The following is a 26,045-nucleotide window of genomic DNA, read 5'->3' as shown; positions in this document are numbered from 1 at the left end:
CGGCGGACGCCCCAGCTTAGCGTCCGCCGGACCGCCGCATCGGCATCGCGTCGATCGTCTTCGCCAGCACCGCCGAGGACAGCGGACGCGAACTCCGCAGCTTCACGCCACCGTCCTTGCCGATCAGGACCGCGCCGAACCCGCTCGCCGGCAACCCATAGCGACGACGCAACGAAGCCGCCCGATCCGCTGCACCCACGACCCGTTCGCCGACCACCTCGACGACGCTCAGATCACGCGCCTCGCCCTCCGCCTTCCAGCGCGCGACGACGCGGCGCTGCTCGGCCAGCATCGCATCATCCGCCGCCGACGCACCGACCAGCAACACGCGCCGCTCCCACTGCATCGCGGCGATGGTCATCGGCGCCATCGCCATCAGGGGCAGCGCGGCAAGCAGGACAAGCGGATTCATGCCGGATGAAACGCGTTGCCTCCCGGATCGTATCCGCGCCGTGCCGGCTACTTCGCCACACCAAGCTGTTGCAGCATGAACGCCTGCCATTCGGCGTTCTGGCGGAACCGTTCGAACCGGCCCGTCTTGCCGCCGTGCCCGGCCTCCATGTTGACGCGGAAGAGCAGCGGGTTCCGATCCGTCTTCATCTCGCGCAACTTGGCGACCCATTTTGTCGGTTCGTAATATTGGACCTGGCTGTCCCACAATCCGGTCCCGACATACATCGCTGGATATGCCTCCGCGCGAACATTGTCGTACGGCGAATAGCTCAGCATATAGTCGTAATAGGGCTTCTGCGCCGGATTGCCCCACTCGTCATATTCGAACGTGGTCAGCGGGATCGACGCGTCCAGCATCGTGGTCACCACATCCACGAACGGCACCTGCGCGATGATCAGCTTATAGTCGGTCGGCGCCATGTTCGCGACACCACCCATCAGCAAGCCGCCCGCACTCCCGCCCATCGCCGCGACCCGGTCCTTCGCCGCATATTTCTGCGCGACCAGATAGCGCGTCACGTCGATAAAGTCGGTGAAGCTGTTCTTCTTGTTCAGCAGATGGCCGGCATCGTACCAGCCGCGCCCCATCTCCTGCCCCCCGCGGATATGGGCGATCGCATAGACGAAGCCGCGGTCGAGCAACCCGATCCGCCCCGGATCGACCGCCGGGTCGGTGGAGAAGCCGTAGCTGCCATAGGCATATTGGAACAACGGTGCGGTCCCGTCGCGCTTGGTGCCGCGCTTGTAGACCAGCGACACCGGGATCCGCGTCCCATCCCGCGCCGGCGCCCACACCCGTTCCGTCACGTACCGCGCCGGATCATACCCCGGCACCGGCGCGACCTTCAGCACGCGGCGCTCGCCGGTCTTCGCATTGACCTCATAGGTCGTGGTCGGCGTGACGAGCGAACCATAGGTGTAGCGCACCCACGGCGTCGCGGGCTCCTCGTTCACCGCCAGTTCCATCGTGTAGGCCGGCTCGTCCGCCGTCACCGCCTGCGACTTGCCGGCATCGTCGAGCAGCCGGATCATGCGGTTTCCGCCCTCGCGCTGGTCGATCGCGACATAGCCTTCGAACGGCTTGAAATCCTCGATGAACACCGTGTCGCTGGCTGGCGTCAGGTCGCGCCACGCGGCTACCCCCTTGGCCAGATCGGCGTCGGCGACGGTGACCAGCTTAAAATTCTTCGCGTCCCGGTTCGTCCGGACGATCCACCGCGTGCCGAGATGGTCGGCGGTATATTTGAACTCGCGTGCTCGCGGGGCCAGCAGGCGGAACGCGGCGGGCGACAGCGGAGCCGCACCACCGATCGGCGCGCAGCGCTGCTCGTTGCTGACCGTACTGTTGAGCGTGATGCACGCGAACCGATCGTCCGTTGTCCGGCCGATCCCCATGTTGAACGTGTCGTCCTTCTCCTCGTAGATCAGCGTGTCGCGCGCCGCCGGCGTGCCCAGCACATGCGCCTTTACGCGGTATCCGCGCAGCGTCACCGGGTCCTTCTCGATATACAGGATCGTCTTGTCGTCCGCCCACACCAGGTTCGGTTCGATGTTGGTGACCGTATCGGCCGTCTCGCGCCCGGTCGCGATGTCCTTGACCTTCAGCACATATTGGCGGCGCCCCACGACGTCCTCCGCCCACGCGACGCGGCGGTTGTCCGGGCTGACCTGCCACCCGCTCAGCGAGAAGAAGCTGTGCCCCTTGGCCATCACCGGCTGATCGAACAGCCGCTCGGCTGGCGCGGTGACCTTCCCCTTGCGCCGCTCGATCACCGGATAGTCCGCCCCCGCGGCAAAACGCGACGCGTACCAGTAGCCGTTCTTCAGATACGGGACGGTCCCGTCATCCTGTTTCACATGCGCGACCGTCTCGTCGTACAGCGTCTTTTCCAACGGCTTCAGCGCGGCGAGCTGCGCATCGGCATAGGCGTTTTCCGCCTTGAGATAGGCGAGCATCTCCGGGTTCTTCCGCGTGTCGTCGCGCAGCCAGTAATAATCGTCGCGCCGCGCGCCGTTTGGCGACGTCACCTCGAACGGCCGCTTGGCGACCCGCGGGGGTGCCGCACCGTCAGTCGACGGCGTTTGCGCTTGCCCCGCGCCCGCCAGAACAAGCGCCGCCCCGGTCGACAGCATCCACCGTGTCATCGTCCGGGTCCGTTCGTACACATTGCTCTCCATCAGAAACGCGTGTTCAGGCCGACGAAGAAGAACCGCCCGGCCGCCGACACCGGATAGGCGACGTTGGTGATATACGGCTTCGTGTCGGTCAGGTTGTTCACCCCGACATAGACGCTGCGTTCGCGCCCCAGATCAACCGTCGCGGTCACGTCGTGGATGAATTTTTCGTCAGCGATCCCGGCATCGCCGAACTGCTGGTCGCGCGTTTCGATCGACACCGGCGCCAGCGACTGCTTGCCGATATATTGCAGGCGGTAGCTCAGCGAGACCGCACCGTGCCCGATCGTGGCGGAACCGACGCCCGCCCATTCCGGCGCGCCCAGCTCGCCCAGCCCGGGGTTCACCAGCGACGGATCGCTTGGGTCGAAGAACCGGTCGATCTTGTCCACCCAGGTCGCCGTGACGTTCAGCCCGATCCGCGTATTGCCGAACCGGTGGCTGTACGCCGCCGACATGTCGACGCCCGCGGTTTCGATCCGCCCGAAATTCAGCTGCGTCTGTTCCAGGAAGTTCAACCCCAGATAGGTTGGCGACGCGGGGTTGCGGTTGCGCGTGAACAGCCCGCAATATTGGTTGTCCAGGCTGCTGTTGTCGTAGCAACTGTTGACGATGTCCTGCGCGGAGACCGCCGCGATCGCGTTGTCGATCCGGATGTTGTAGTAATCGGCGCTCAGCGTCAGGCCGGGGATGAAGCGCGGCTGCACCACCATGCCCGCGGTCCAGGTCGTCGCGGTTTCCTCGCGCAGGTCCGGATTGCCGCCCGACGTGCCGGAGAAGCGCGCAGTCAGCGGATCGCTATACCCCGCCGGCAGACCGTCCGCACGGCAGTTGGCGATCCGGTTCTGCGCCGTCGAAACACCGGCCGCGACCAGCGAGTCGAGCGTCGACTGCTCGCACGGGTCGGCCGGCCGGAACACGGCCCCTTGCGCGGGCGAGAACAGCTCGAAGATGTTCGGCGCGCGCACCGCCTTGGCGTAACTGCCGCGGATCTTCACGTCGCGGATCGGCGCATAGATCCCGTTGACGTTCCAGGTGAAGGTATTGCCCACCGTGGAATAACGCGAGAAACGCGCCGCCCCGCCGATCCGCAGTTCGTCGGCGAACCGGACCTTGGTGAGCAACGGGATCGCGACCTCGCCGAACGCCTCGTACACGTCGAACTTCCCGCCCGCGTTCAGCGTGCGCGACGTCGGGTCGAACGTCAGTGACTGGTTGTCGGACACGTCGCCGACGAACGTCCCCTCCGCCCCCGCGGCCGAACCGCTCGGCAACAGGCCGAGCACCAGCGGGTCGAACGTCGACCGGCTGCGTTCCTGGCGATACTCGCCGCCCGCGAACACGCGCACCGGCTCCCCGCCCGGCAAGGTCAGGAACGCGCCGGTGTCCGCGGTCAGCTGCGCACTGGCGACGATCTGTTCCAGCCGCGACCGGTTGACGGTCCGCTGCGTGATGAAGTTCACCGCGTCCGCGCTCAGCGAATTGACGCCGTTCAGGATGTTCGCCGGCTTGCAGGTGCCGTCGCCCGGCGTGAACGAGTAGAAGCCCGGGTCCGCCGCCGGGAACGGGCTGGTCGGTGGGGCCACCGCGCTGATGTCGGACCGGCAGATCGGCGTGCCGTTCGGCCCGGTGACGACATCCAGCGCCGCGAACAACCGGTCGGTCAGTACGCCGTTCGAATTGATCTGCTTCTGGTCCGTCCGGCCGTAATTGCCGCTGACCTCGTAGCTCAGATGCGGAGTCAGCGCACCGCGCACGCCGCCCACGACGCGGTAGGTGTCGCGATTGTTGCGCTGCGACGCCGGCCCCAGATCAAGGAAGTCGCGCGACACCAGCAGCCCGCCTGCCTCGTCTGCATCGGCCCGCAGCGCGTCCGGAATATACGGATTGTCGGGCGCGATCGTCAGCGTGTCGTAGAAAGTGTTGTACGGGTTCTGCGAGAACGTCTCGGTCCGCGCATATTTCGCCTCGCCGAACAGGATCGCGGCGGGCGCGATCTCGAACTTGCCGAGCAGGTTCGCATTGTAGCGCCGCGACCGTGGGATCAACGATGCGGCGTTCGCGGTCTCGACGGCCCCGTCGCCGCCATATTGGTTGGTCGACGTCGAAATGACGCCGTCCTGGAACGGCCGCACGCCGCCGCCCTCGGTCGACACGTAACAGCCGCCGAACGCGGTGCCGATATAGGACTGGCTGCAATCCGCGACGCCGTTGCCGTCCACGTCCGCATTGAACGGCGCGAAATCGTTGCGGAAGATCAGCCCTGCGTTCGAACTGATCGCGAACGTCGGATAACGCCCGATCGCCAGCGTCGGCGCGCCGTCCGTCCGGCCGATCAACGCCTGTTCCGCCGCGGTCAGCGTCGGCGCGGCCCCGAACGCCGCGGCATAGTCCGCCGCGAAATCCGCCGCGTCCGGGATCGACGATCCGGTCGGATAGGATCCGTTGGCCAGGCTGTAGAAACGCTGGAAATTCGGCGTCGCGGCACTGATGTCGCCAGACTGGAAACGCAGCGCCGGGTTGCCGTAACTCAGCCCGGCATTCGCCTTGCCGTTGTCGCGCGTCGCCGAACGGTCGCCATATTGGATTTCCTGATCATTGGCGTAGGACCCCGAAAAGGTGATGTTGCCGCGCCCCTCGGCGAAGTTCCGACCGACCAGTCCCTCGACCACGAACGTCCGCCCGTCACCCTTGTCGGACACGCCCATCTGCGACCGCAGCGACATGCCGTCATAATCGTCCTTCAGCTTGAAGTTCACGACGCCGGTCACCGCATCCGCGCCGTACACCGCGGATGCGCCGCCGGTCAGCACCTCGACGCTGTCGATCAACTGGCTCGGGATCGTCGCGATATCCACCGCCTGCGTGCCGGTGACGCCCGAGACGTGACGCCGGCCGTTCACCAGCACCAGCGTCCGGTTCGCGCCCAGCCCGCGCAGGTCGAGCGTCGCCTGACCGACGCCGCCGCTGCCGCGATCGATCGAGTCCGCAACGGTCTGCGACGAAATCAGCGCAGGGATCTCGCGCAACGTTTCGGCAATGTCGTTCTGCCCCGTCTTGCGCAGTTCGTCGGCGCTGATGCTGACGACCGGCGATGCGGAAACCGAATTCGGGTTCGACGCCAGCCGCGATCCGGTCACGACGACCTCCTCCCCCGATGTCGCCTCCGCCGGCGCCGGGTCGGCCGCGGTCTGCGCGATGCCGGACGACGCCCAGCAGAGCCCGATCGCCAGCGCGAACGGTGCGGTCGCGTTTCTGAGCTGTCGCTGTGTAACGTCGAACATTGCCAATCCCCCGAATGGTGCACTGCACACAAACTTCCTGCAATTATCGGTCACGTCAATCGGGTGTCATGAAACATTCAACTTGTTGCACTACCGCATCACATTCGCTTTCGCGCGGCGCGGCCCGATGCTGCGACGCAACAGCCGATCAGCGGCGACGCCGCTCTCGCTCACTGGTACCGGCTCGGGCACCCCCCCGGCACTTAACCGCAATCATATTGGCATCGCGGCGCCGCTCGGCTAAGTCCGTATGCGGAGCCGTTGATCGGTTCCGTCGATCGCACCGGTGCCCGAAAGGGCTTGAAAGGGAATGCGGTGCGGGGTCTCGGCCCCAAATCCGCGGCTGTCCCTGCAACTGTAAGCGGCGAGCGAAGGACACATGACCTGCCGGTCCGCCGGCGGTCGGCCACTGGAGAGGGCATACGTCCGATCCGGGAAGGCCGTGACCCGAGCGACGACCCGTGAGCCAGGAGACCTGCCGGCGTGTGGTCGCTCTTGCCTTGGTCCAGGGGATGGCCGCGGCACGGTGTTCCGTCTGAGCGACGAAGTCCATGCGGCCGGGGCCGCATCGGTGCGTGGCACGGGCGTCTTCTCAAGCGCCGTCCGATGTCCCGTGCCGGCCGTATCACGGCCCCGACCGCCGGTTGTCGCGCGCTTGGCGAAGGAACATCATGGCCGCTCTATCACCCACTTTGGGCAAGGTCCCCGTCACGATCGTCACCGGCTTCCTCGGCGCCGGCAAGACGACGCTCATCAGCCACCTGATCCGCAACGCCGGCGGCCGGCGTCTGGCGATCGTCGTCAACGAATTCGGCACGCTCGGCATCGACGGCGATATCCTGAAGGGCTGCGCGATCCCCGATTGCCCTGCCGAAAACGTCGTCGAACTGGCCAATGGCTGCATCTGCTGCACCGTCGCGGACGATTTCATTCCGACCGTCGAACATCTCCTCGCGCTCGATCCACGCCCCGACCACATCGTCATCGAAACCTCCGGTCTGGCGCTGCCCAAGCCGCTGCTGAAGGCGTTCGACTGGCCCGCGATCCGCTCGCGCATCACGGTCGACGGCGTCATCGCGCTGGCCGATGCGGAGGCGGTCGCCGCCGGCCGTTTCGCCACCGATGTCGCCGCACTCGACGCTCAGCGCGCCGCCGATCCCGGCATCGACCATGAAACGCCGCTGGCCGAGGTGTTCGAGGATCAGCTCGCCTGCGCCGATCTCGTCCTGCTGACCAAGGGCGACCTGGCCGGTGCCGAAGGCCTCGCCGCCGCCCGCGCGACGATCGCCGCCACCGCGCCCCGCCCCGTGCCGGTCGTCGAACTGGTCGACGGCGTGATCGATGCGTCGGTGATCCTCGGCCTCGACGCCGCGGCCGAAGACGACATTGCTGCCCGCCCCTCGCACCACGACGGCGAGGAGGAGCACGAGCATGACGATTTCGACAGCCTCGTCCACGAAAGCGGCGAGATCGACGATCCCGCCACGCTCGTCACGCGGATCGAGGCGCTCGCCCGCAGCGCCGACGTGCTGCGGGTGAAGGGTTATGCCGCCGTCCGGGGCAAGCCGATGCGGCTGCTCGTCCAGGCGGTCGGCGCGCGCGTCCGCGTCCAGTATGACCGCCCCTGGCGCGCGGACGAGGCGCGCGTGACCCGACTGGTGGTCGTCGCCGAACATGACCGCATCGACCCCGCCGTCATCGGAGCGGCGCTGGCCGGCTGACGCCACCATGCACGTCATCTTCCGCGAAAATCACGGGATCGAGGAAAGCGCCACCCCGCGCGACCTCGGTCACAGTGCGGCCGACCTCGTCATGCTGTCCTTCTCGGACAGCGACCTCGGGGCATTCGCGGCCGGCTGGCACGCGGCAGGCGCGGACGGCACGACGCTGCCGTCGCTGCGGCTCGCCAACCTCGCCGATCTGGCGCACCCGCTGTCGGTCGACACCTATCTCGAACGCACGCTGGCCCACGCGAAGGCAATCCTGATCCGGCTGATCGGCGGCCGGTCCTACTGGCCCTACGGGTTGCAACAGGTCGCCGCCCTTGCCCGCAACCGCGGCATCGCGCTCGTCGTGCTCGCCGCGGACGGCCGGACCGACGCGCCGCTAGAGGCGGTCTCGACCGTCCCCGCCGCCACCGTCCGGCGGCTGGCGATGCTCTGCGACACCGGCGGCGCACTCGCCGCCCGCGCCGCGCTGACCGAACTGGCCCAAGCCGCCGGCCTCACCGCCGCCCCTGGCCCGGCCGCGATCGCGGTCGCCCCGGTCGGTGGCTGGGCGCCCGCCACCGGCATCACCTGCCCCGCCGCCATGCTGGTCGCCAGCACGCGCCCGCGGATCATACTGACCTTCTACCGGTCCTACCTGCTCGCCGCCGATACCGATCCGATCGCCGCGCTCCACGCGACCTTCGTCGCGCGCGGCTACGATGTCGTGGCGCTCTTCGCCCCCTCGCTGAAGGGCGAGCCTGCCGCGTGGCTCCGCCGCTGGATCGCCGCCCTCGCCCCCGCCGCGATCGTCAACGCCACCGCCTTCTCCGCGCGCGGGCCCGACAACGCCACCCCGCTCGACGTCGCCGGCGTCCCCGTCTTCCAGGTCGCGATTGCCACCTCCGATCGCCGCGCCTGGGCCGACGCCACCCGCGGGCTCTCGGCGGCAGACCTCGCCATGCACGTCGTCCTGCCGGAGGTCGACGGTCGCCTCTTCGCCGGCGTCGCCAGCTTCAAGGACGCCGCCACCCCCGACCCCGCGCTCGAATACACCCGCCGCGCCCACCGCGCCGACCCCACACGCATTGCCGCCATCGCGGACCGCGTCCACGGCTGGGTCCGCCTCGGCACCACCCCCGCCGCCGACCGCCGCGTGGCACTCGTCCTGTCGACCTATCCCGGCAAGGCGTGGCAAATGGCCCACGCCGTCGGCCTCGACGCGCTCGCTTCGGCAGACGCGATCCTCACCGACCTCCTGGAAGCTGGCTACACGGTCGCGAACGGCAAACTGCTCGCTGAAGCACTGGCGCAGGACACAATCGCCTGGCCCCTCACCGCCTACAAGGCTGCCCTAGCCACCCTCCCCGCAATCCTCCGCGACGATCTCCACACCGCCTGGGGAGACCCCAAAACCGACCCCGCCGTCACCGACGAAGCGATCCGCTTCCCCGCCGTCCGCCGCGGCAACATCCTCGTCGCGCTCCAACCCGAACGCGGCACCCCCGAAACCCGCGGCGACGACTATCACGACCTCGCCCGCACCCCCCGTCACGCCTTCGTCGCCTTCTACCTCTGGCTCCGCGCGCAAGCGACCGACGCGCTCGTCCACGTTGGCGCGCACGGCACACTCGAATGGCTCCCTGGCAAATCGGTCGCACTGTCCGACGACTGCTGGCCCGAGGCGCTCGTCGGCCCGCTCCCCATCCTCTACCCCTTCATCGTCAACGATCCGGGCGAGGCGGCACAAGCCAAGCGCCGGATCGGTGCGGTCACGCTCGGCCACCTCCCCCCGCCACAGATCGCCGCCGGCCCCGGCGCGGGCCTCGGCCGGCTCGAGGCGTTGCTCGACGAATTCTCGACCGCCGACGGGCTCGACCCCGCCCGCCGCGACCGCTTGCAGGGCGACATCGCCGAGGAAGCGGCCGCGCTCGACCTCACCGCCGAACTTGACCTTGCCGGTGCCGCCAGCCCGGCCGACGCCGTGACCCGGATCGATGCCTTCGTCTGCGACGTGAAGGCCAGCCGGTTCGGCGACGGGCTCCATATCTACGGCCGCGCGGACTGCGGCACGGCGGAACGCGACGGGCTCCTCGCCGGTCTCGCCGGCCACCGCGTCCCCCCCGGCCCGGCTGGCTCACCCTGGCGCGGGCGATCGGACGTCCTGCCCACCGGCCGCAACCTCTACACCATCGATCCGCGCGCCATCCCCTCGCGCTCGGCCCATCTCCAGGGCCAGCGCCTCGCCGACGAACTGGTCCGCCAGCATCTCCAGGACCAGGGCGACTACCCGCGCGGCCTCGTCGTCGATCTCTGGGGCTCCGCCACCATGCGCACCGCGGGCGAGGAATTCGCCATGGCGCTCCACCTGCTTGGCGCCGCCCCCGTCTGGGATCACGGGTCGGACCGCGTGACCGGGGTCGAGATCCTGCCGCTCGCCCTCATGGATCGCCCGCGGATCGACGTCACGCTGCGCATCTCCGGCCTGTTCCGCGACAGCTTCCCCACGCTCTGCGCCATGTTCGGCCAAGCGGTCCGCGCGCTCTGCGCCCGCGACGAGCCCGCCGACTGGAACCCGTTCGCCGGCCGCACCCCCGCCGCGCGCGTCTACGGCCCCGCCCCCGGCCGCTACGGGCTCGGCATGGGCGACGCCGCCGACACCTACACCGACGCCGCCCGCACGACCGCGGGCGAGGCGTGGCTCTCCGCCTCCTCGCACGCCTTCGACGACGCCGGCGAAGAGACCAGCCGCGCGGACCCCACCGGCCTGCGCGACCGGGTTGCCGCCGCCGACGCCTTCGTCCACCCGCAGGACCTCCCTGAAACCGACCTGCTGCTCGCCGCCGACTATGCCGCGCACGAGGCCGGCTTCGCCGCCGCACAGGCCATCACCGGCGGCAACGCCGCGCTCTACCATCTCGACGCGCGCGACCCCGACCGCCCCCGCGCGCGTCCGCTGCGTGAGGAAATCGCGCGCGTCGTCCGCGGCCGCGCGACGCAACCCGCCTGGATCGCGGGCATGATGCGCCACGGCTACCGCGGCGCGGCAGAGATCGCCGCCACGCTCGACCATCTCGGCAGCTTCGCGCACCTTGCCCACGTCGTCTCGCCCGAACTGATCGACCTCTACCACGACGCGACGCTCGGCGACGACGCGGTCCGCGCCTTCCTCGCCACCGCCAACCCCGCCGCGCTGGCGGCGATGGAAGCGCGCTTCGCCGCCCTCCACCACAGCGGTCTCTGGCCCACCCGCCGCAACGCGATCGTCGCATCGCTGGCGCCCGCCGCATGACCGAAGCCGCCCAGATCCGCGGCTGGTGCCCCACCCCGTGGCGCCCGATGGCGGCCGGCGACGGCCTCCTCATCCGCGTCCGCCCACCCCTCGCCCGCCTCACCCGCGCGCAGGCTCAAGCGCTCTGCGACGTTGCGCTCGCACACGGCAACGGCGAACTCGACATCACCAACCGCGCCGCCATCCAGATCCGCGGCGTCGGCCGCGACTGGCGACCCGCGCTCGTGCCCCTCATCGCTGCCGGCCTCGTCCCCCCCAATCCCACCGAGGACACCGGCCCAGCCATACTGATCGCCCCCGACTGGCAGCCCGGCGACGACACCCACCGCATCGCGCTCGCGCTCCAGTCGGCCGACCTCCCCCCGCTTCCGGGCAAGTTCGGCATCGCCATCGACGCCGGCCCCACCGCCACGCTGACCGAAGACCCCGCCGACATCCGCATTGAACGCAGCAACGACGGCACCCTCATCCTCCGCGCCGACGCCCGCCCCACCGGCGCCCCCCTCGCCCCGGGCCGGGAAGTCGAGGCCGTCCACGCGCTCGCCGACTGGTTCCTCGCAACCGGCGGCGCAGCGTCCGGCCGCATGGCGAAACACACCGCCCCACTCGCCGACTGGGCGACCGGCACGCACCATCCCGCCCGCGCGACCGAAACACTCCGCCCCGGCCCAAACGCACTCGGCACCGTCATAGCGCTCCCGTTTGGCCGCATCGCCGCCACCACGCTTGCGGATATCCTCTTCGACGAAGCCGTCGCCGCAATCCGCATCACCCCCTGGCGGCTCCTGACCGTCGAAGGCCCCGTCGCAAACCACCACGCCCACGCCGACCCGCTCCGCGGCATAGACGCCTGCGTCGGCGCCCCCGCCTGCCCGCAAGGGACCGTCGCCACCCGCCCGCTCGCGCTCCGCCTCGCCCCGCTGGTCAAAGGCACCCTCCACGTCTCCGGTTGCGCCAAGGGCTGCGCCCGCGCCCGCCCCGCCGACACGGTCCTCACCGGTCGCGACGGCCGCTTCGACCTTTCGCACCACGCTCGCGCCGGCGACGCCCCCACGCTCACCGACCTCACCCCAGACGCGCTCCTCGCCCGTTTCGAAAGCCCCCGCATGCCGCATGTCTACGAAACCGACGGGGCCGCAATCTACCGCCGCTCCTTCGCCATCATCCGGTCCGAGGCGGACCTCGCGCGCTTCTCCCCCGACGAGGAGCCCGTCGCGGTCCGTATGATCCACGCCGCCGGGCTGGTCGAACTCGCGTCCCGCATCCGCTTCTCCCCCGGTTTCGCCGCCGCCGCCCGCGCCGCGCTCATCGCCGGCGCGCCCATCCTGTGCGACGCGCGGATGGTGAGCGAGGGCATCACCCGCGCCCGCCTGCCCGCCGACAATCCCGTCATCTGCACACTCAACCTGCCCGACGTGCCCGCCCTCGCCGCCAGCCTGGGCACCACCCGCTCCGCCGCCGCGCTCGAACATTGGCGGCCGCATCTGGCCGGCGCGGTGGTCGCGATCGGCAACGCGCCGACCGCGCTGTTCCACCTGCTCGACATGCTCGCCGACCCCGCCTGCCCGCGCCCCGCCGCGATCATCGGCTGCCCGGTCGGCTTCGTCGGCGCGGTGGAATCGAAGGACGCGCTCTGGGCGGAACAGCCTGTCCCCTGCACGATTGTCCAGGGGCGTCCTGGCGGCAGCGCGATCACCGTCGCCGCGGTCAACGCGCTCGCCAGCCGCGCCGAATGACCGACCTGCCTCCTCCGATCGGAACGGTCCACGGTGTCGGCCTCGGTCCCGGTGCCGCGGACCTCATGAGCGTCCGCGCCGACCGCCTCGTCCGCGGCGCGCGCCACCTCGCCTTCTTCCGCAAGAGGGGCAGATCGGGCCACGCCCGACGACTGGTCGAAGGGATGCTTCACGCCGACGTGGTCGAATATCCAATGGACTACCCCGTCACGACCGAGATCGCCGTCACCGATCCGGCCTACAATGAACGACTGAGCGCCTTCTACGCAGGCTGCACCCGCCACATCGCGACGCTCGCGATGGCGGGCCAGGACGTCGTCGTGCTGTGCGAGGGCGACCCGTTCTTCTACGGCTCGTTCATGCACCTCCACAGCCGGCTGAAGGGCCACGTCCCCGTCGCGGTCGTGCCCGGCATCACTGGCATGTCGGGCGCCTGGACCGCCACCGACCTGCCGATCAGCTGGGGCGACGACGTGCTGACCATCGCCACCGCAACCATGCCCGAGGACGAACTCACCCGCCGCATCCGCGACACCGATGCGCTCGTCGTCATGAAGATCGGCCGCCACATGGCCAAACTCCGCCGCGCCGTCGCCACCGCCGGGCGGACCGGCGAGGCCTGGCTCGTCGAACATGCCGCCATGCCCGAACAGCGCGTGCTGCGGCTGGAAGACGCGGGCGACACCGCCCCCTATTTCGCGATCCTGCTGATCCACGGCCAGGGCCGGCGGCCATGACCGGCACGCTCTCGATCGCCGGCCTCGGCCCCGGCGACCCGAACCTGATCACGCCCGAGGTCACCGCCGCGCTGGCGCAGGCGACCGACGTAATCGGCTACGTCCCCTATGTCGCGCGCGTCGCCCCGCGCGCTGGCCTGACACTCCACCCATCCGATAACCGCGTCGAGCGCGACCGCGCCGCGTACGCCCTCCGCCTCGCCAGCGAGGGCGCGCACGTCGTCATCGTCTCGTCCGGCGACCCCGGCGTGTTCGCGATGGCATCGGCGGTGTTCGAGGTCGTCGAGGCCGGCCCCCCGGAGTGGCGCCTACTCGACATCCGCGTCCTGCCCGGCATTACCGCGATGCTCGCCGCCAGCGCGCGCGCCGGCGCCCCGCTCGGCCACGACTTCTGCACGATCAACCTGTCCGACAATCTAAAGCCCTGGCCCCTCATCGCCCGCCGCATCGCGCTCGCGGCGGAGGCCGACTTCGCGATCGCCTTCTACAACCCGCGCTCCAACGCCCGCCCCGACACGCTCGACGCCGCCCTCGCGGTTCTGCGCGAAACCTGCGGAGACGCCCGCCTTGTCCTGTTCGGCCGCGCCGTCTCGACCCCCGAAGAACAGCTCCGCATCGTCCCCCTGCCCGACGCGCGCGGCGACATGGCCGACATGCGCACCGTCGTCATCATCGGGTCCAGCCGCACCCGCACGATCGACCGCCCCGGCGCCGCGCCCTACCTCTACACCCCCCGGTCGGCCGCATGACCCAGCCAGTCCAGCACCTCGGCGACGCTCTCCACCGCGACGCGCGGCGGCAACCACGGCCGGTCGATCATCACTACCGGCACGCCCAGCGCCCGCGCCGCCGCCAGCTTGGCCGACGCGCCGTCCCCGCCGGCATTCTTGCACACCACCAGCTCGGTCCCGTGCGCGCGCATCAACGCGGTATCGCCCGCCTCCGTGAACGGCCCGCGGTCCACCACCAGATCATGCAGCGGCAAGGCAGGCGCCACCTGCGGCCGATCGACGAAGCGCAGCAGATACCGATGCTGCGGCCGGGCCGCGAACGCACCAACATGCATCCGCCCCAGCGCCAGCATCACGCGCCGCGCCGCCCCGTCCAGCGCCGCCACCGCCGCGTCGATATCGGCCACCCGCGTCCAACGATCACCCGCGACGGGCACCCAGGCCGGCCGCGTCAACGCCACCAACGGCACGCCCGTCTCCGCACACGCGGCAACCGCATTCGCGCTCATCCGCGCCGCGAACGGATGGGTCGCATCGATCAGATGCGTCACCGCCTCCGCCCGCAGATAGTCTGCCAGCCCCGCGACCCCGCCAAACCCAGCGACCCGCACCGCCACCGGCTGCGCCCGCGGATGCGCGGTGCGCCCGGCATAGCTCAACGTCGCGCGCAGCCCCGCCGCCGCGACAGCTCCCGCGAGCGCGCTGGCCTCGCTCGTCCCGCCCAGGATAAGAATGTTCGGCATGGTTGAGCGTCAAGACCCCTGGCTGACCATCGTCGGCATCGGCGAGGATGGACCCGCGGGGCTATCCGAAGCAAGCCGCGCCGCGCTGTCGCAAGCCGAACGCGTCGTCGGCGCCCCCCGCCACCTCGCCCTCCTGCCCGACCTGACCTGCCCCACCGAACCGTGGCCTATTCCGTTCGAACAGGGCATCACCGCCCTCCTCGCCCGGCGATGCGAGCGCGTGGTCATGCTAGCCTCGGGTGACCCCTTCTGGTTCGGCGCAGGCGGCACGCTGGCCCGCCACCTCGAGCCCGACGAATGGATCGCGCACCCCGCACCCTCCACCTTCGCCCACGCCGCCGCCCGGCTCGGCTGGCGGCTGGAGGACACCGCCTGCCTCGGCCTCCACGCCGCGCCCTTCACCCGCCTCCGCACGCTGCTCGCCCCCGGCGTCCGAGCGATCGTGCTGGTCCGCGACGGTCCCGCCGCAGCCGCACTCGCCGCGTATGTGACAGGCGAAGGCTTCGGCCCCTCGACCGTTACCGTCCTGGAATCACTCGGCGGCCCGAACGAACGCATCCGCCAAACCCAGGCGCAAAACTTCGCCTTCACAGACATCGCCCACCCGGTCGCCATCGGCCTCGCGATCGCCGGCAACGGGGAAGTCATACCGCAAGCCTCCGGCCTCGCCGACGACTGGTTCGCCCATGACGGCCAACTCACCAAGCGCCCCATCCGCGCGCTCACCCTCTCCGCACTCGCCCCCCGCCCCGGCGAACTGCTCTGGGACGTCGGCGCAGGCTCCGGCTCGATCGCGATCGAATGGCTGCTTGCCCACCCCACCACCCGCGCGATCGCCTTCGAACGCGACCCCATCCGCGCCGCCCGCGCCCGCACCAACGCCGCCCGGCTCGGCGTCGATCGCCTGACCGTCGTCGAAGGCGCCGCCCCGATCATCCTCGCCGATCAACCACCCCCCGCCGCGGTCTTCGTCGGCGGCGGCTTGTCTGAAACCCTGCTGATCACGCTGACCAACCTCCCCCACCCCACCCGGCTCGTCACCAACGCCGTCACGCTCGAATCCGAGGCGCTGCTCGCCCGCTGGCACCCCATCAAGGGCGGCACTCTGCTCCGCATCGAACTGGCGGAGGCCGCCCCGATCGGCACCCGCCGCGGCTGGCGCGCCAGCTACCCGGTCGTCCAGTGGAGCGTCACGTTATAATCGTCGCGATGATCGTCGCAGGCTTCGGCTACCGCAGCGGCGCCACCCCAGCCTCGCTCCATGCCGCGCTCGCCGCATGCGAGACGACGCCCACCGCCCTCGCCGCCCCCGCGGACAAGCTTGCCACCCTCACCTCGCTTGCGGAGGAGCTCGGCCTCCCCCTAATACCCGTCTCACCGACCGCGCTGTCCGCCGCCGAAACACAAACCAATTCCCCCGCCAGCCGCGCCGCCCGCGACACCGGCAGCGTCGCGGAGGCCTCCGCTCTCGCCGCCGCCGGCCCCGACGCGCAGCTCCTCGTCCCGCGCCGCATCAGCCCCGATCGCATGGCGACCTGCGCCATCGCCCAAGGAAAGACCGCATGACCGTCCACTTCATCGGCGCCGGCCCCGGCGCGCCCGACCTGCTCACCCTCCGCGGTCGTGACCTGATCGCCGCCTCGCCCGTCTGCCTCTACGCCGGCTCGCTCGTGCCGCCCGCGCTGCTCGACCATTGCCTACCCGGCGCCCGCATCGTGAACACCGCCCCGCTCTCGCTCGACGAGATCATCGCGGAGATCGCCGCCGCCCACGCCGCCGGCCACGACATCGCCCGGCTCCATTCGGGCGACCTGTCGATCTGGTCCGCGATGGGCGAACAGCTCCGCCGGCTCCGCGCGCTCGGCATCCCGTTCGACATCACCCCCGGCGTCCCCGCCTTCGCCGCCGCCGCCGCCGCGCTGGAGGCCGAACTGACGCTCCCCGGCCTCGCCCAGTCGGTCGTCCTCACCCGCACCCCCGGTCGCGCCAGCGCCATGCCGCCCGCCGAAACGCTCACCGCCTTCGCCGCGACCGGCGCGACGCTCGCCATCCATTTGTCGATCCACCGGCTGGCCGACGTCGTTGCAGACCTGACCCCCCATTACGGCCCGGACTGCCCCGTCGCGATCGTCTGGCGCGCCAGCTGGCCGGAGCAACGGCTCGTCCACGCCACGCTCGCCACCATCGTCGCCGCCGCCGAAGACGGCCCCGGCCGCACCGGCCTCATCCTCGTCGGCCGCGTGCTGGCGGCCGAGGATTTCGACGAGAGCAGCCTCTACGCCATCGGCTATGACCGCCGCTTCCGTCCGCAAACCACGGACTCCCCCTTCGCGGGCCCATCGGACGACGCCGCATGACCACCCCCGGCCTCATGATCGCCGCCCCCGCATCGGGCACCGGCAAGACCACGGTGATGCTCGGCCTTCTCCGCGCACTTCGCGATGCCGGCGTCGCGGTGCAACCCTACAAGAGCGGCCCCGACTATATCGACCCCGCCTTCCACCACGCCGCCAGCGGCCGGCCTTCGTACAATCTCGACAGCTGGTCGATGGCGCCCGCGCTGCTCGACGGCCTCGCCACGCATGCCACCGATGCGGACCTCGTGCTGGCCGAAGGATCGATGGGCCTGTTCGACGGCGTCGCCCGCCCCGGCGCCAGCGGCAACGGCGCCAGTGCGGACATCGCCCGCCGCATGGGCTGGCCCGTCGTCCTCGTCATCGACGTGTCCGGCCAGGCGCAGTCCGCCGCCGCCACCGCACTCGGCTTCGCGCGCTACGACCCGAGCGTCCGGATCGCCGGCGTCATCCTCAACCGCGTCGCCAGCCCGCGGCACGATCGGTTCGCCCGCGCCGGCATGGACGCGGTCGGCCTCCCCGTGTTCGGCGCGCTCCCGCGCCGCGCCGACCTCAGCCTCCCCGAACGCCATCTCGGCCTCGTTCAGGCGCTCGAACATCCCGACCTCGAGGCCAAGATCGCCGCCTACGCCGACTTCCTGCGCGACCATGTCGACCTCGCCGCGATCCGCGCCGCCGCCGCCGCGACCGACGCCCCGCCCGCCACACCCCACCACATCGACCCCCCGGCGCAACGCATCGCTCTCGCCCGCGACGCCGCCTTTTCCTTCACCTACCCGCACCTGCTCGACGGCTGGTGCGCGGCGGGGGCCGAGATCCTGCCCTTCTCCCCGCTCGCCGACGAAGCACCCGACCCCGGCGCCGACCTCGTCTGGCTGCCCGGCGGCTATCCCGAACTCCACGCCGGCCGGCTCGCCGCGGCGGACCGGTTCCGCGCCGCCCTCACCGCCCATGCCGCCGCCGGTCGCCCGGTCCACGGCGAATGCGGTGGCTACATGGCACTGGGGGCAGCGCTCACCGACAAGGAGGGCACCCAGCACCGCATGGTGGGCCTGCTTGGCCTCGTCACCAGCTACGCCCAGCGCCGTATGCACCTCGGCTACCGCCGCGCGACACTCCTCGCCCCGGTCGGATCGCTCGCCACCGGCACGCACCTCGCCGGCCACGAATTCCATTATTCGACGATTCTGGAACAACCCGACGCCCCGCTGGCGGATGTCACCGATGCGGAGGGCAAAATCCTCGCCGACACCGGCTCCTGGCGGGGCTCCGTGTCGGGCACATTCTTCCACCTGATCGCCAGCGGCCGATGAGCGGCTTCGTCTCGTTCGTCGGCTCCGGCCCCGGCGACCCCGAACTGCTCACGCTGAAGGCGGTCGACCGGCTCGTCCGCGCCGACGTCGTGCTGTTCGACGATCTGTCCGCCGGCCCGGTCCTCACCCACGTCCGCCCCGGCGCGGCCCTTGTCGCGGTCGGCAAGCGCGCCGGCCGCCCCTCGCCCACGCAGCACACGGTCTCGACCCTGCTCGTCGAACATGCCCTCACCGGCGGCCGCGTCGTTCGCCTCAAATCGGGCGATGCCGGCATGTTCGGCCGGCTGGAGGAAGAAATCCTCGCCCTCCGCGCCGCCGACATCACGTTCGAGGTCATCCCCGGCATCAGCGCCGCCTTCGCAGCAGCGGCAGCAGCGGCAATCCCGCTCACCCGCCGGCTAAGCGCCCGCCGCGTCCAGTTCGTCACCGGTCACGACGTCACCGGCACACTGCCCGAGGCGCGCAACATGGCGGCACTCGCCGATCCCGCCGCCACCACCGTCGTGTTCATGCCGAAACGCACCTTCCCCGCGCTTGCCGCCGATCTCGTCGCGCACGGCCTGCCGCCCGAAACCCCCGCGCTGCTCGCCGAAAATATCGGCCACCCGGACCAGCGGCTGACCCACGGTACCGTCGCCACGATCGCCGCCAGCCTCGCCGCCGGCTTCTCGGACGCGCCCGCGCTGATCCTCTACGGCCCGCTGATGGACACGCCATGATCGACCTCCACCTGATCGGCATCGGCACCGGAAACCCCGACCACCTGACCCGCGCGGCGGAGAGCGCCATGCGCGCGGCCGACCTCATCCTCCTCCCCCGCAAGCGCGCCGACACCGTCGATCTCTACGACCTCCGCCGCGCGCTCTGTGACGAGGTCCTCACCCCCAGCACCCGCGTCGTCGCCTTCGACCTCCCCGTCCGCGATGCCGACGCCGGCTACCTGACCGGCGTCCGCACCTGGCACGCCGCGATCGCCGACGCCTGGACCGCGCAGATCGCCACGCACTTGCCCGAGGGCGGTCGGCTGGCCCTCCTCGTTTGGGGCGACCCCTCGCTCTACGACAGCACGCTCCGCATCGCCGCACGGTTGCAGGCCGGCGGCATGGCACTGCGCGTCACCGTCGTGCCCGGCATCACCAGCCTCCAGGCGCTCACCGCCGCGCACGCCATCCCGTTGAACGACCTCGGCGCCCCCGTCCTGATCACCACCGGGCGGCAACTGGCAACGCACTGCTGGCCCACCGACGCCACCACGGTCGCCGTCATGCTCGACGGCGAAGGCGCCTTCACCACGCTCGATCCAGCGAACACGCAGATCTGGTGGGGCGCCTATCTCGGCATGCCGCAACAGGCGTTGCTCTCCGGCCCACTCGCCGAAACCGGCCCCACGATCCTCGCCCGTCGCGCCGCCCTGCGTGCCGAACATGGCTGGATCATGGACTGCTACCTCCTCCGCCGCAGCACCCCCGCATGACGCAGCCCCCCATCTTCGACGCCCGCTTCACCGAACAGTTTAATCAACTGCTCGACTGGCGCCGCGACGTCCGCCATTTCCAGACCAACCTGCTCCCCCCCGGCACGCTCGACGCGCTGCTCGCCGCCGCCGCCCGCGCGCCCTCGGTCGGCAACGCGCAGCCCTGGCGCTTCGTCCGGCTCCGCACGCCGCAACTCCGCGACACGCTCGCCGCCCACGTCGACGCCGCGAACAACGAAGCCGCCGCCCGGATCACCGACCCGGAGCGCCGCGCGCACTACGCCACGCTCAAACTCCACGGCCTGCGCGAGGCACCCGACCTGCTCGCAGTCTTCTCGGACGAAACCCCCGCCGCCGGCCACGGTCTCGGCCGCGCGACGATGGCCGAAACGCTGCGCTACTCCACCGTCATGGCGATCCACACGCTCTGGCTGGCCGCGCGCATCCGCGGCATCGGCGTCGGCTGGGTCTCGATCCTCGACCCCGCCACGGTCACCGCGATGATCGACGTGCCCGCACACTGGACGCTCGTCGCCCTGCTCTGCATCGGCTACCCGGCCGAACCATCGGACACCCCCGAACTCGAACGCCGCGGCTGGCAGGCGCGCGAACCACTCGCCGACCGCATCCTCCACCGCTGAACGGCCAGGAGCCATATTCCAGTCCGCTTATCCCGAGCGAAGTCGAGGGACCCGTCGAGCGAAGCCGAGACGGCACCACCTCAACCCGGCCGCAACCCCTGTAAACGCCACCGACCGTTGAACGACAGCAAGGTGTGCGACAACGGGCCCACATCGATCGCCATCGTCGACTCAGCGGACAGCCCGATCGCCCGCACCAGCGCCGCCCGCACCACCATCGCGTGCGTCACCGCCAGCACCGTCCCGTCGCCGGTACACAGCCCGTCCAGCCAAGGCCCGACCCGCGCCACCACATCGGCGAGTGTCTCGCCCCCTGGCGCCCCCGCTTCCGGCGCTGCCAGCCACCCCATCAACGCCTCAGGATCGATCGCCGCAAAACCCTTTCCCCGCCAGTCGCCATGATCGATGTCGGCCAGCGCCGGCTCGACGTTCGCATCCAGCCCGACCAGCGCCGCCGTCTCGACCGCCGCCCTTCCCAGGCTCGTCCAGCACCGCGACGCCGCCAGCCCCTCGATCGCCACCACCTTCGCCCGCCCACCCGCATCGAGCGGCTCGTCCGGATCGGCAAAGCCCCCGGCCCGCGCCGACGCGGTGCCGCCGGCACACAGCAGGATGAGACGGACGGACATGCAACCCCTTCCCCTACGGTTGACGCGCAACCGGGCAAGCCCCAAGGTAACCCCACCGGAGCCGGGCGGGAAGCCGGTCTCAATTCCGGCGCGGTCGCGCCACTGTGATCGACGGGCCTCCCGTCGAAAGCCAGACCCCGCCCGGCACCACCACCCCCGCACCGGGCGCGTCATCCCGGCAGGAGCACGACATCATGGCCAGCAAGACTGCTGTCTTCGACGACACTCGCCCGATCGGCACCATCCCCGCCATCCCGCTGGCGGACATCGCCCCTTGGGCCGTGTTCGCGTCCGTCGTGGCGCTGATCCTGCTCTACTTCGTCAGCACCGAACAGGGCGCGTTCGCGCTGTTCCAGGGCATGTATGTCCACGAATTCGTGCATGACGGCCGCCATCTGCTCGGCTTCCCCTGCCACTGACGCCCACGATCATGACCAGACATCTGCTCTGGCGAGGGATGCTCGCCGGCCTGCTCGGCGCGTTCGTCGCCGCCACCTTCGCGCTGCTGTTCGCCGAACCGCGGATCGACGCCGCCATTGCGCTCGAGGCCGCGCACGCGATGCCCGGCATGGCCGAACCCGAACTCGTCAGCCGCGCGACGCAGAGGGGCCTCGGCCTCTACACCGCGATGATGCTCTACGGCACCGCGCTCGGCGGGCTGCTCGCGATCCTGTTCGCGGCGCTCCACGGCCGGGTTGGGCGGATCGGTCCGCGCGGGCTGGCGCTGATGATCGGCCTCGTCGCGTTCGTCGTCATCGTGCTTGTCCCCGCGATCAAATATCCGCCCACCCCGCCCGCGGTCGGCCTGCATGAAACCGTTCGGATGCGCACCGGCGCCTTCTTCGCGATGCTGGCACTCTCGGTCGCTGTAGCCACCGCCGCCTTCATGGCCTTCCGTCGCATCGCCACGCAGCAACCGCTCGACCGCCTGCTGATCGCAGTCGGCCTCTACATCGCCACCGTCACAAGTCTCCAGCTCCTGCTTCCGACGATCGACGAGGTCCCGGCCGATTTCCCCGCCACGCTGCTCTGGCAGTTCCGTCTTGCCGCGATCGGAACGCAGGGCGTCTTCTGGCTCGTCACCGCCGACCTGTTCGGCCGCCTGGTCGAACCCCGTTTGGCGGCAACGACAATCCATCCGTGGCAGGTCGCCTCGTGAAGATCGTCCCAGTCGCCGACGGTCCCGCCATCGTCGCCTGCAACACCTGCCGCTACACCGCCGACACGCGCGACGATGCAACCGGCCAGCGCGGTGGTGCCCAACTGGTCGCCGCATTGCGCAAGGCCCAGGCGCAGGACCCGACACTCGCTGGCGTCGCGGTGCAGGAAATGCCCTGCCTGTTCGCCTGCGCGGACTTCTGCACCATCCACCTGCGCGCGCCCGGCAAGGTCGGCTACGTCCTCGGCCGGTTCGCCCCCGACGCGGACGCCGCCCGCGCCATCCTCGACTACGCGATCCTCTACGCCGCAAGCGAGACGGGCCAGGTCCCCTTCAAGCAATGGCCCGCCGGTGTGAAGGGCCACTTCATCACCCGCACCCCACCCCCCGGCGGCCTGGTCGAGTAGTTTACCAAGCAGATCAGTCGACGCGCCCAATCCGGTAAGGCCCCGCCCGCACCGCCATCGGCCGACCCTTCCGGCTCAGCCGAACCGCCCCCGCCTCCACAAGCCCATCGACCGCCGCATGCACCGCCGGCATGAAATGGCGCCAGTCCCCCGCCACGTCCGCCCCCGCCGCCTTGGCCAACACACGCGCGACCTCACTCGGGCAGACCGTCGCACCAGGTGCCCGGGCGGCGAGCAACCTCAGCGTCGCCCCTTGCACATCCATCGCCACGGCTTCGCCCCCATCGTTCTCACCGCCCTGCAACACCAGGATAGCTGCAACATCCGTGGGCCTGCCGCAGTGACAAACGATCCCCCCGTCCGAACGATGCTCTTCGGGTCGAACCGATCGTCCATTCTCGGCATAACTAGGCGCGGCATGGACATCTAGATGTCGATCCTTCGCCGCGACACGGGGCCGCCCGCCAAGATACTGCCGTAGGCGGACAGTTCTCCAAAGCAGCAGCATTGCCCGAAAACACGCTCCGGGTCGGGTTCCGGCGCCACGTTTTCGACAAACTGCGCCGCCGTTTCTGACCAGAACGTCGTCACCATGGACAGCCCGGAAGGCACCACCCAGAAGTTCCCACGCTGTCATGGTCCCGCCTCCGCCGCGTCACCGAACTGACGCGAACGCCCCGCTAGGCCCCGCTCAGTTCAGTGCGAATAAAGCACGAATTCAGGGGGCCTCATGTCGAATTTTCAACGTCCGTTCCTGGCGCTCATGCTCGCGTCATCCTCAACCACTGCCTACGCCGCCGACGTGCCAGCCGCAGCCGATACGGCGGCGCAGACGTTGACCGCCGACGCCGCAGGCGACCCGGAAAGCGACGGCGCGATCGTCGTCACCGGACGGGTGACCCGCTCGGTCGCGACGCTGGAGGGCCCCGAAATCCAGAAGGTGCTGCCCGGCATCAGCCCGCTGAAGGCGATCCAGACCCTGCCCGGCGTCACCTTCCTGACCGCCGATCCATGGGGCAACAACGAACAGAATATCTCGCTGTTCATCCACGGCTTCAACCAGCAGCAGCTCGGCTATACGCTCGACGGCGTGCCGCTCGGCGATCAGCAATACGGCAACTATAACGGCCTCTCGCCGCAGCGCGCGGTGATCTCGGAAAATGTCGGTCGCGTTACGCTCGCCACCGGCGCGGGCGATCTCGGCACGCCGTCGACCAGCAACCTGGGCGGCACGATCGACACTTTCTCCAGCGATCCCGCCGCCGATTTCGGCATCCGCGCCGCCACCACGATCGGCAGCCACGACGCATTCCGCGCCTTCGGCCGGATCGACAGCGGCGACATCGGCGGCAACACCCGGCTCTATGTCTCCGGCGTGCGGCAATATGCCAAGGCGTGGGACTTCAACGGCAAGCAGAAGGGTTGGCAGGCGAACGCCAAGCTCGTCCACGCCGACGATACCGGCACGTTCACCGGCTACTTCGCCTTCTCCGACAAGCAGGAACCGAACGAGGACGCGACCTCGATCGTCGTGCGGCCGGCCGCCGGCACCACCGCCGCCGTCGATAACCGCGGCGTCGCCCCCTACATCCGGCCGTTCATCTACCCGGACTTCGCGTCCGCCGTCGCCTACTACCAGTCGCCCGAATATGCCGCGGTCAACGCCGCGCCCGGCGCCAACTACCGCAACTATTACAGCGCCGCGATCCGCCGCGACTATCTCGGCTACGCGAAATATGACCTCAACGTGTCGGACGACGTGACCTGGTCGAACCAGGGCTATTACCACCACAACAGCGGCGTCGGCATCGTCGCCGGCCCGATCACAGCGGCCGGCCTGCCGCTGCTGTTCTCCTTCTACTACCCCGGTGCGGCGGGCAGCAGCCCGACGTCGGCGACCAACCTCGCCCGCCTCTCGACCATCTTCGGCGGCGCGGGCATCGCAACACGCACCACCGAATATCGCATCGAACGCTACGGCGCGATCAGCACGCTGCGCGCCGAAATCGGCGATCACGCGCTCGAAATCGGCGGCTGGTACGAACATCAGCGTTCGTCCTCCTATCGGCGCTGGTACGGGCTCGACGTCAACAACCCGTCCGATCCGTACAGCCGCCCCGAAGACTATGCCGAGCCGCTCATCACGCAATATGGCAGCCAGATCCGCGTAAAGGAATATCAGTATCACCTGCAGGACGCGTGGCACATCACGCCGCAGCTCACGATCCAGGCCGGGTTCAAGGGTACGATCCAGGACGCGCGCCAGGCGGTGCCGGTGCAGCCGATCCCAGGCTCGTTCACCGGATCGCGCGAACTGCCCGTCGGCCGGCTAAAGACCGAACGCTGGTTCCTGCCGCAGGTCGGCGGTATCTGGGACGTGACCGCCAGCGAGCAGCTGTTCTTCAACGTCCAGAAGAACATCCGCCAGTTCCAGACCAGCGCCGCCGCCGGCCTGTCGCCCTTCGCACTCGGCAGTCAGACGCTGTTCGAATTCTTCAAGGACAATACCAAGCCCGAAACCAGCGTGACCTACGAGGCCGGCCTCCGCACGCGCCGCCAGGTCGATTTCGGCCCGCTGACGTCGATCGAGGGGCAGATCAGCTACTACCATGTCGATTTCAGCAACCGCCTGCTCGCGATCAGCCCGAACACCACCATCACCGCAATCGCCAGCGGCGCCACCATCCTGCAGAATGTCGGCAGCGTGAAGACCGACGGCATCGATGCCGCCGCCACGCTGCGCTTCGGATCGACCTTCTCGCTCTACAACGCGCTGTCCTACAACCGCTCGGTCTACCAGGACGACTATGTCACCGGCACCGCACTGACGGTCGTCCCGACGTCCGGCAAGAAGGTGCCGGGCAGCCCCGAATGGCTGAACAAGACGGTCGCGACGCTGAACATCGCGCCCGTCGAAATCCAGCTGATCGGCGATTATCTCGGCAAGCGCTATGCCACCTTCACCAACGATCTCAGCGTCGGTGGCTACTACACGATGTCGGGCCGGATCGCGGCCGACATCCCGCTCCGCGACGGCATGTTCGTCCGCAAGCTCAACGTCGCGCTGAACGTCACCAACCTGACCAACAAGCGCGCCGAATCCACGCTCAGCATCGGCGCGGCATCGGGCACCTACAACTTCTTCCCGCTGGCCGACCGGCAGGTGTTCGGCACCGTCAGCGTGGCATTCTGACGAAAAACACCCTTTCAG

At 69.9% G+C, this 26,045-nt stretch carries 22 protein-coding genes, 1 pseudogene and 1 riboswitch; of the genes and pseudogenes, 17 read left to right on the top strand and 6 right to left on the bottom strand.

Annotated elements, in window-relative coordinates; all coding sequences use genetic code 11:
- Window positions 1–16: 16 nt before the first annotated feature.
- Genes ACFSGX_RS06400 through ACFSGX_RS06390 form a run of 3 tightly spaced genes read right to left on the bottom strand, consistent with a single transcriptional unit; the run spans window position 17 to window position 5,912 of the window.
- A complete protein-coding gene (locus ACFSGX_RS06400; RefSeq protein ID WP_380928442.1) occupies window positions 17–412 on the bottom strand; it encodes a DUF4174 domain-containing protein in 396 nt (131 codons plus the stop codon).
- A 47-nt stretch (window positions 413–459) separates the two neighbouring features.
- Window positions 460–2,598, bottom strand: a complete 2,139-nt coding sequence (locus tag ACFSGX_RS06395; RefSeq protein WP_380928440.1) for a S9 family peptidase — start codon at window positions 2,596–2,598, stop codon at window positions 460–462.
- A gap of 32 nt (window positions 2,599–2,630) precedes the next feature.
- Window positions 2,631–5,912, bottom strand: coding sequence for a TonB-dependent receptor domain-containing protein (locus tag ACFSGX_RS06390; protein WP_380928439.1), 3,282 nt, complete (start codon window positions 5,910–5,912; stop codon window positions 2,631–2,633).
- 269 nt (window positions 5,913–6,181) lie between these two features.
- A riboswitch (cobalamin riboswitch) is annotated at window positions 6,182–6,409 on the top strand.
- Window positions 6,410–6,583: 174 nt separating this feature from the next.
- Between ACFSGX_RS06390 and cobW the strand changes: the two genes are divergently transcribed.
- The 6 genes and pseudogenes from cobW (at window position 6,584) to cobJ (ending at window position 14,132) form a co-directional block, all read left to right on the top strand.
- Entirely contained in the window at window positions 6,584–7,633 is a 1,050-nt protein-coding gene (gene cobW / locus ACFSGX_RS06385; protein ID WP_380928437.1) for a cobalamin biosynthesis protein CobW, read from the top strand.
- 7 nt (window positions 7,634–7,640) lie between these two features.
- Window positions 7,641–10,910, top strand: a complete 3,270-nt coding sequence (gene cobN / locus ACFSGX_RS06380; protein ID WP_380929988.1) for a cobaltochelatase subunit CobN — start codon at window positions 7,641–7,643, stop codon at window positions 10,908–10,910.
- A pseudogene (locus ACFSGX_RS06375) lies at window positions 10,907–11,125 on the top strand (cobalamin biosynthesis protein CobG); the annotation flags it as partial. The gene cobN and the pseudogene ACFSGX_RS06375, both read left to right, overlap by 4 nt.
- Window positions 11,126–12,016: 891 nt before the next feature.
- The gene (locus ACFSGX_RS06370) at window positions 12,017–12,646 is read left to right on the top strand and encodes a precorrin-8X methylmutase (RefSeq protein WP_380929986.1); all 630 of its coding nucleotides are present in this window, start codon (window positions 12,017–12,019) and stop codon (window positions 12,644–12,646) included.
- Window positions 12,643–13,383, top strand: a complete 741-nt coding sequence (gene cobI, locus ACFSGX_RS06365; protein WP_380928435.1) for a precorrin-2 C(20)-methyltransferase — start codon at window positions 12,643–12,645, stop codon at window positions 13,381–13,383. Before ACFSGX_RS06370 ends, cobI begins: the two co-directional genes overlap by 4 nt.
- Window positions 13,380–14,132, top strand: a complete 753-nt coding sequence (cobJ, locus tag ACFSGX_RS06360; RefSeq protein WP_380928433.1) for a precorrin-3B C(17)-methyltransferase — start codon at window positions 13,380–13,382, stop codon at window positions 14,130–14,132. The genes cobI and cobJ overlap by 4 nt, the downstream gene beginning before the upstream one ends.
- Here the strand turns inward: cobJ and ACFSGX_RS06355 are convergent.
- The gene (locus tag ACFSGX_RS06355) at window positions 14,108–14,857 is read right to left on the bottom strand and encodes a cobalt-precorrin-6A reductase (RefSeq protein WP_380928431.1); all 750 of its coding nucleotides are present in this window, start codon (window positions 14,855–14,857) and stop codon (window positions 14,108–14,110) included. The two genes, cobJ and ACFSGX_RS06355, sit on opposite strands and share 25 nt — an antisense overlap.
- Between ACFSGX_RS06355 and cbiE the strand changes: the two genes are divergently transcribed.
- The 7 genes from cbiE to bluB are packed head-to-tail and all read left to right on the top strand — an operon-like array spanning window position 14,856 to window position 20,639.
- Window positions 14,856–16,058, top strand: a complete 1,203-nt coding sequence (gene cbiE, locus ACFSGX_RS06350; RefSeq protein ID WP_380928429.1) for a precorrin-6y C5,15-methyltransferase (decarboxylating) subunit CbiE — start codon at window positions 14,856–14,858, stop codon at window positions 16,056–16,058. The two genes, ACFSGX_RS06355 and cbiE, sit on opposite strands and share 2 nt — an antisense overlap.
- 8 nt (window positions 16,059–16,066) lie before the next feature.
- Window positions 16,067–16,423, top strand: coding sequence for a cobalamin biosynthesis protein (locus ACFSGX_RS06345; protein ID WP_380928428.1), 357 nt, complete (start codon window positions 16,067–16,069; stop codon window positions 16,421–16,423).
- Complete coding sequence (gene cobM, locus ACFSGX_RS06340; protein ID WP_380928426.1) at window positions 16,420–17,214, top strand: precorrin-4 C(11)-methyltransferase; 795 nt, start codon at window positions 16,420–16,422, stop codon at window positions 17,212–17,214. The genes ACFSGX_RS06345 and cobM overlap by 4 nt, the downstream gene beginning before the upstream one ends.
- Entirely contained in the window at window positions 17,211–18,524 is a 1,314-nt protein-coding gene (locus ACFSGX_RS06335; RefSeq protein ID WP_380928425.1) for a cobyrinate a,c-diamide synthase, read from the top strand. Before cobM ends, ACFSGX_RS06335 begins: the two co-directional genes overlap by 4 nt.
- Window positions 18,521–19,243: a uroporphyrinogen-III C-methyltransferase gene (cobA, locus tag ACFSGX_RS06330; protein WP_380928424.1), complete on the top strand. Its 723-nt coding sequence runs from the start codon at window positions 18,521–18,523 to the stop codon at window positions 19,241–19,243. The genes ACFSGX_RS06335 and cobA overlap by 4 nt, the downstream gene beginning before the upstream one ends.
- Entirely contained in the window at window positions 19,240–19,998 is a 759-nt protein-coding gene (cobF, locus tag ACFSGX_RS06325; protein ID WP_380928423.1) for a precorrin-6A synthase (deacetylating), read from the top strand. The genes cobA and cobF overlap by 4 nt, the downstream gene beginning before the upstream one ends.
- Window positions 19,995–20,639 (top strand): 5,6-dimethylbenzimidazole synthase, encoded by a 645-nt coding sequence (gene bluB, locus ACFSGX_RS06320; RefSeq protein ID WP_380928421.1) that lies wholly within the window; start codon window positions 19,995–19,997, stop codon window positions 20,637–20,639. Before cobF ends, bluB begins: the two co-directional genes overlap by 4 nt.
- Before the next feature lie 80 nt (window positions 20,640–20,719).
- On the opposite strand, the gene ACFSGX_RS06315 is transcribed toward bluB, so the two are convergent.
- The gene (locus ACFSGX_RS06315; protein ID WP_380928420.1) at window positions 20,720–21,268 is read right to left on the bottom strand and encodes a histidine phosphatase family protein; all 549 of its coding nucleotides are present in this window, start codon (window positions 21,266–21,268) and stop codon (window positions 20,720–20,722) included.
- A gap of 104 nt (window positions 21,269–21,372) precedes the next feature.
- Here ACFSGX_RS06315 and ACFSGX_RS06310 point away from each other — a divergent pair, with 104 nt between their 5' ends.
- Genes ACFSGX_RS06310 through ACFSGX_RS06300 form a run of 3 tightly spaced genes read left to right on the top strand, consistent with a single transcriptional unit; the run spans window position 21,373 to window position 22,834 of the window.
- On the top strand, window positions 21,373–21,687 hold the full coding sequence (locus tag ACFSGX_RS06310; RefSeq protein ID WP_380928419.1) for a CbtB domain-containing protein: 315 nt from the start codon (window positions 21,373–21,375) through the stop codon (window positions 21,685–21,687).
- A gap of 11 nt (window positions 21,688–21,698) precedes the next feature.
- On the top strand, window positions 21,699–22,427 hold the full coding sequence (locus ACFSGX_RS06305) for a CbtA family protein (RefSeq protein ID WP_380928417.1): 729 nt from the start codon (window positions 21,699–21,701) through the stop codon (window positions 22,425–22,427).
- Entirely contained in the window at window positions 22,409–22,834 is a 426-nt protein-coding gene (locus ACFSGX_RS06300) for a DUF1636 domain-containing protein (RefSeq protein WP_380928415.1), read from the top strand. Before ACFSGX_RS06305 ends, ACFSGX_RS06300 begins: the two co-directional genes overlap by 19 nt.
- A gap of 13 nt (window positions 22,835–22,847) precedes the next feature.
- Here ACFSGX_RS06300 and ACFSGX_RS06295 read toward each other — a convergent pair whose 3' ends face one another.
- Window positions 22,848–23,099 (bottom strand): DUF3253 domain-containing protein, encoded by a 252-nt coding sequence (locus ACFSGX_RS06295; protein ID WP_380928413.1) that lies wholly within the window; start codon window positions 23,097–23,099, stop codon window positions 22,848–22,850.
- 465 nt (window positions 23,100–23,564) lie between these two features.
- Here ACFSGX_RS06295 and ACFSGX_RS06290 point away from each other — a divergent pair, with 465 nt between their 5' ends.
- Window positions 23,565–26,027, top strand: a complete 2,463-nt coding sequence (locus tag ACFSGX_RS06290; RefSeq protein WP_380928411.1) for a TonB-dependent receptor — start codon at window positions 23,565–23,567, stop codon at window positions 26,025–26,027.
- Window positions 26,028–26,045: the final 18 nt, after the last annotated feature.

Origin of the sequence: Sphingomonas arantia, from assembly GCF_042682045.1 — a bacterium.
GTDB classification, from domain to species: Bacteria; Pseudomonadota; Alphaproteobacteria; order Sphingomonadales; family Sphingomonadaceae; genus Sphingomonas_R; species Sphingomonas_R arantia.
This window is presented reverse-complemented; position numbering and strand designations above follow the sequence as displayed.

Coding starts and splice junctions, on each gene's coding strand:
- ACFSGX_RS06400 (WP_380928442.1), bottom strand. CDS start 412: ATGAATCCGCTTGTCCTGCTTGCCGCGCTGCCCCTGATGGCGATGGCG.
- ACFSGX_RS06395 (WP_380928440.1), bottom strand. CDS start 2,598: ATGACACGGTGGATGCTGTCGACCGGGGCGGCGCTTGTTCTGGCGGGC.
- ACFSGX_RS06390 (WP_380928439.1), bottom strand. CDS start 5,912: ATGTTCGACGTTACACAGCGACAGCTCAGAAACGCGACCGCACCGTTC.
- cobW (WP_380928437.1), top strand. CDS start 6,584: ATGGCCGCTCTATCACCCACTTTGGGCAAGGTCCCCGTCACGATCGTC.
- cobN (WP_380929988.1), top strand. CDS start 7,641: ATGCACGTCATCTTCCGCGAAAATCACGGGATCGAGGAAAGCGCCACC.
- ACFSGX_RS06370 (WP_380929986.1), top strand. CDS start 12,017: ATGCCGCATGTCTACGAAACCGACGGGGCCGCAATCTACCGCCGCTCC.
- cobI (WP_380928435.1), top strand. CDS start 12,643: ATGACCGACCTGCCTCCTCCGATCGGAACGGTCCACGGTGTCGGCCTC.
- cobJ (WP_380928433.1), top strand. CDS start 13,380: ATGACCGGCACGCTCTCGATCGCCGGCCTCGGCCCCGGCGACCCGAAC.
- cbiE (WP_380928429.1), top strand. CDS start 14,856: ATGGTTGAGCGTCAAGACCCCTGGCTGACCATCGTCGGCATCGGCGAG.
- ACFSGX_RS06355 (WP_380928431.1), bottom strand. CDS start 14,857: ATGCCGAACATTCTTATCCTGGGCGGGACGAGCGAGGCCAGCGCGCTC.
- ACFSGX_RS06345 (WP_380928428.1), top strand. CDS start 16,067: ATGATCGTCGCAGGCTTCGGCTACCGCAGCGGCGCCACCCCAGCCTCG.
- cobM (WP_380928426.1), top strand. CDS start 16,420: ATGACCGTCCACTTCATCGGCGCCGGCCCCGGCGCGCCCGACCTGCTC.
- ACFSGX_RS06335 (WP_380928425.1), top strand. CDS start 17,211: ATGACCACCCCCGGCCTCATGATCGCCGCCCCCGCATCGGGCACCGGC.
- cobA (WP_380928424.1), top strand. CDS start 18,521: ATGAGCGGCTTCGTCTCGTTCGTCGGCTCCGGCCCCGGCGACCCCGAA.
- cobF (WP_380928423.1), top strand. CDS start 19,240: ATGATCGACCTCCACCTGATCGGCATCGGCACCGGAAACCCCGACCAC.
- bluB (WP_380928421.1), top strand. CDS start 19,995: ATGACGCAGCCCCCCATCTTCGACGCCCGCTTCACCGAACAGTTTAAT.
- ACFSGX_RS06315 (WP_380928420.1), bottom strand. CDS start 21,268: ATGTCCGTCCGTCTCATCCTGCTGTGTGCCGGCGGCACCGCGTCGGCG.
- ACFSGX_RS06305 (WP_380928417.1), top strand. CDS start 21,699: ATGACCAGACATCTGCTCTGGCGAGGGATGCTCGCCGGCCTGCTCGGC.
- ACFSGX_RS06295 (WP_380928413.1), bottom strand. CDS start 23,099: ATGGATGTGCAAGGGGCGACGCTGAGGTTGCTCGCCGCCCGGGCACCT.
- ACFSGX_RS06290 (WP_380928411.1), top strand. CDS start 23,565: ATGTCGAATTTTCAACGTCCGTTCCTGGCGCTCATGCTCGCGTCATCC.